This window comes from Rhodopirellula sp. UBA1907 (genome assembly GCF_002337565.1).
GTDB lineage: Bacteria > Planctomycetota > Planctomycetia > Pirellulales > Pirellulaceae > Rhodopirellula > Rhodopirellula europaea.
In genome coordinates this window covers 88961-93156 of record NZ_DDGH01000006.1, presented here as the reverse complement: position 1 = coordinate 93156, position 4196 = coordinate 88961, and the positions used below count along the sequence as shown (strand labels likewise).

The following is a 4196-nucleotide window of genomic DNA, read 5'->3' as shown; positions in this document are numbered from 1 at the left end:
GGCCTGCGTGATTTTATTCTTGCTGCGTCCTTCTTGGATGGTTTGGGCAACGAAGTTCATACCGGCGCACCGGTGGTGAAGAACGCTGCTGGGTTCGACTTTCCAAAGCTGATGGTGGGAAGCCTTGGGCGATTGGGCGTGTTGACGCGGCTGACATTCAAAGTTTTCCCTCAATCGGTCGAACCGAACACTTGGGTCGTGAGGTGCGGCGACCTCGCGTCGGCAACCTTGCACATGCAAACGCTCACGCGGTTGCCGGTGGAATTGGATGCGATTGAGTTGTGCCAGCCAGGAATGACGGATTTGCATGATTGGTCCATCGTGTTGCGAGTGCCCGGACCGGAGGCGGTGGTGGAGTCCATCATGGATCGAGTTCAACGCAACGTCGGCGAGGCGGAAGTGCGAAGGTTGTCCGAAGAGCATGCCGACAAGTCGTGGTCGAAACTGTTGCACGTCGAAGGAGAAGTCTCGGTTCGCATTCCGATAACCCCGCGACAAATTGAAACCGTTGTTCAGACATTTCCCAGCGAGCTGACTGAGCTGGGATGGAGAATGCACTTTGGTTTGGCTGGCAATGTCTTGTTCGTCACAGGTGCGGGCGACTTGCAAGTTTTGAACTCTTGGTTGATCGAACATGGTCTGGCCGGTTTGGTGCTCAACGCCGGTGACGCTTCGACGCATGGAACGCAAATCGGTATGTGGCGGCATGACGAAGTGGTCGTGCGGGTGGCGAAGGCGATTGATCCTCATCGATGCTTCGCGCCGCTTTTGTTTGGCGAGCCCCTGCACACAAAACGTTTGGAGGCTTGATCGCCATGCAGCATGACATTCCCTTGGATCGTTCTGGCCCCAATGCGGATGCGATGGCGGAAGCTGTCAGCACGTGCATTCGTTGTGGCTTTTGCTTGTCGGCTTGTCCAACCTATGACGTGATGCAACGCGAATCCGACTCGCCTCGCGGACGCATCATTTTGATGAAGGAAGTTTTGGAAGGCGCGATGCCGGCCGACAAAGCTGCACCTCATCTGGATGCTTGCTTGGGATGTTTGGCTTGCGAGCCAGCCTGCCCGTCGGGTGTTTCGTATCGACATCTGCTCAGTCCTTACCGATCGCTCGTTCGAGATCGCGTTTCGGCCGCTTGGCCGCAGAGATTGCAACGTTGGCTGACCGCTCAAACCCTGCCGTATCCCAATCGCTTTCGATTCGCGGCACGGATGGGAGTGATCGGCAAGAAGTTCTCCGCGTTGGTGCCTTCGGTGTTGCGACCGATGTTGGAGTTGTTGCCAAGCTCGTTGCCGACCGCGAAACCGCTGCAAGAACACTACGCCGCATCCGGTGAGCAAGTTGGACGAGTTGCATTGCTGGCCGGTTGTGCACAACAAGTTCTGGCACCTGGAATCAATGTCGCCACCATCGCGGTGCTTCGGCACATTGGATTGGAAGTGGTTGTCCCGCCTGAGCAGAGTTGTTGTGGATCGCTTGCCTGGCACGTGGGCGATGGTGAACGCGCGGCCAAGTTCGCTCGCAACAACGTGCGAGCATTCTCAAACGATCAGCAACCGATCGACGCGATTGTGACCAACGCGGCCGGCTGCGGATCGGGGATGCAAGAGTACGGGATGATCTTGCGGGGGACGGATGTCGAATCGAAAGCAAAGGCTTTGGCCGCAACGGTGAAAGATGTTTCGGTGGTTGTGTGCGAGCATGCGGATCGGCTTCGGTTGAAGCGACCATCGTTTGTTCATGAGGCCGAAGCCATTGTGCGAGTGGCCTACCACGACGCCTGTCACTTGGCGAATGCACAAGGCGTGCGGTTGCAGCCTCGTGAGGTGCTCTGTCGCATTCCGGATGTTGAGTTGGTGGACGTTGGCGAGTCGCACTTGTGTTGCGGTTCAGCCGGGACTTACAACTTGGATCAACCTGAAACGGCGGATGAACTCGGGCGTCGGAAGGCGAAAGCCGTTTTGGCAACGGGGGCTCCGATTGTCGTCAGCGGAAACATCGGTTGCCTGACGCAGCTGCAAACACATCTGAATTCGATGGCGACCGAAGCCCATCCGGCACCCCGGGTCATGCACACGATGGAATTTCTCAACGCGTGCCTGGTTGAATCCCCTTCACCGTAAACAATCTTGAGCTGAAGAGACCCCGATGAGTGCGAATGAATTGTCCCTGAGCGAGCTGGAATCGTTGGCTCGTCAAGAAAACGTCCACGGGAAGACCGTCGATTGTTTGCTCGCGTTGCAATCGGACGACGAAGAGGTTCGAACTTGGGCAGTGGAGGCTTTGTCTGGATCAATTGAGCCGACCGCTGACGAGGAAGAAGAGATGGCGGGATTGTTGGAGACGGTGTTGTACGAAGGCGAGGACGGCGAAAGCTGGAGTCCTTTGGCCGCAGATCAGCTTTACTGGACCGCGACGATGCTCGGGCGATTGCCTCTGATCGATCCCTCCACGACAAAAGTCTTGCAAGAGCTCGCTGAATCCGATTCCGCCACCCTCGGAGCGGCTGCCAAGCGGGCTCGATCGGTGGTCGGACGATTGGGCGAGTGACAGAATCTCCGTCATCGGATCGCTGGGGGGCAGAAACTCGCATTCCATTGCGTGAAAGCCGATTTGCAATGGACTTTTGGGGGCGGATAGCTAGTCTTTTGCAACAAACCGCCCGCGACGATTTTTTTCGCGACTTGGCGGTCAACGCATCCGGGTTCATTGGGTCCCTGTATCGCTCACATGGTTGTGAACGAGGGGAACACCATCTTGGTCCTGGGGCGAGTTCTTGAGCGACCAGGAAGTGGTTCAACGGGCTCGCTGATTGCACGGCTCACGCTTCACGTGAATCGATTCCCACCTTGGACCCTGTTTTGAACAAATTTGAAGATCTGGGGCTGACTGGCCCTTTGCTGCAAGGCCTCGAGCAAGCCGGCTACGAAACTCCGACCCCCATCCAAGCTCAATCCATCCCCGAAATCCTTGACGGCAACGATGTCCTCGGTGCTGCTCAAACCGGCACGGGCAAAACGGCCGCGTTCGCCTTGCCGATCCTGCAGATCATGTGGGAGGACGATCAAGAACGTCGCGAGCCATCCAAGGGGCGTGGTCGACGGCCCGGACGCCGACCCATCCGCACGTTGGTGCTTTCACCGACCCGTGAGTTGTCGGCTCAGATCGAAGCGAACTTTCGGATTTACGGCAAAAAGACACGGCTTCGCAGCACGGTCATTTTCGGAGGTGTCAACCAAAACCCTCAAGTTCGTGAATTGCAATCTGGCGTCGACACGTTGGTTGCCACGCCCGGGCGATTGTTGGATTTGGTCAACCAAGGCTTCATCGATTTGAATGATGTCGAAATCTTGGTTCTCGACGAAGCCGACCACATGCTGGACATGGGGTTCTTGCCTGATGTCAAACGCATCCTGAAGTATCTGCCTCGTGATCGGCAGAATCTGTTGTTTTCGGCGACTATGCCAGGACCCATTCGAAAACTAGCCGACGAGATTTTGGTTGATCCGGTCACGATTCAAATTGCCCCGCAAAAACCTACCGTCGAACGGATCGAACAATCAATCTGCTTTGTCGCTCAAGCTGACAAGCCGCGATTGCTGAGTCACTTTGTCGAAACCAAGGCTACCGGCTCGACTTTGGTGTTCACCCGCACCAAACACGGTGCCGATGCGGTTGCCAGGCGATTGGTCAAAGCCGGAGTGAAGGCCGCAGCGATTCATGGCAACAAGACTCAAGCCAACCGCGTTCGAACGCTGAATAAATTCAAAAACGATGAACTCGATGTGTTGGTGGCAACCGATGTGGCCGCTCGCGGGATCGACATCGATGGCATCCAAACCGTGATCAACTACGACACGCCCAACACCCCCGAAGCCTACGTTCACCGGATTGGTCGGACGGGACGGGCGGGACGCGAAGGCGAGACGGTGATGTTTTGTGGCGGTCATGAGACCAAGTTCTTCATCGCGATTGAGCGTGAAATCAAACTGCAGATTCCTGTCGCGACGGGGTTGCCCGGTTGCCAGCCGCGACCGTTGCAAGACCCAGGATCCGGTGACAAATCAGGCTCGCGCTCGGGTGGTCGATCCGGTGGCGGCGGACGAAGCGGCGGTGGTCGCTCGCGTTCCGGCACGGGAGCACAAGGTGGTTCAGGTGGCGGAGCCAAACCCGGTGGTCGTCGCCGTCGCGGA

Annotated in this window: 4 protein-coding genes; all 4 read left to right on the top strand. The window is 57.0% G+C overall.

The features are described from left to right. The coding region (locus B2R17_RS02250; protein ID WP_286762666.1) for an FAD-binding oxidoreductase at positions 1–810 on the top strand (810 nt) is incomplete at its 5' end. Then, positions 807–2126: a heterodisulfide reductase-related iron-sulfur binding cluster gene (locus tag B2R17_RS02245; RefSeq protein ID WP_339887599.1), complete on the top strand. Its 1320-nt coding sequence runs from the start codon at positions 807–809 to the stop codon at positions 2124–2126. The genes B2R17_RS02250 and B2R17_RS02245, both read left to right, overlap by 4 nt. Positions 2127–2151: 25 nt before the next feature. Then, a complete protein-coding gene (locus B2R17_RS02240; RefSeq protein WP_286762664.1) occupies positions 2152–2553 on the top strand; it encodes a hypothetical protein in 402 nt (133 codons plus the stop codon). 299 nt (positions 2554–2852) lie between these two features. Continuing rightward, positions 2853–4196 (top strand): DEAD/DEAH box helicase (locus tag B2R17_RS02235; RefSeq protein WP_414707204.1); only part of this gene is annotated, 1344 nt, incomplete at its 3' end.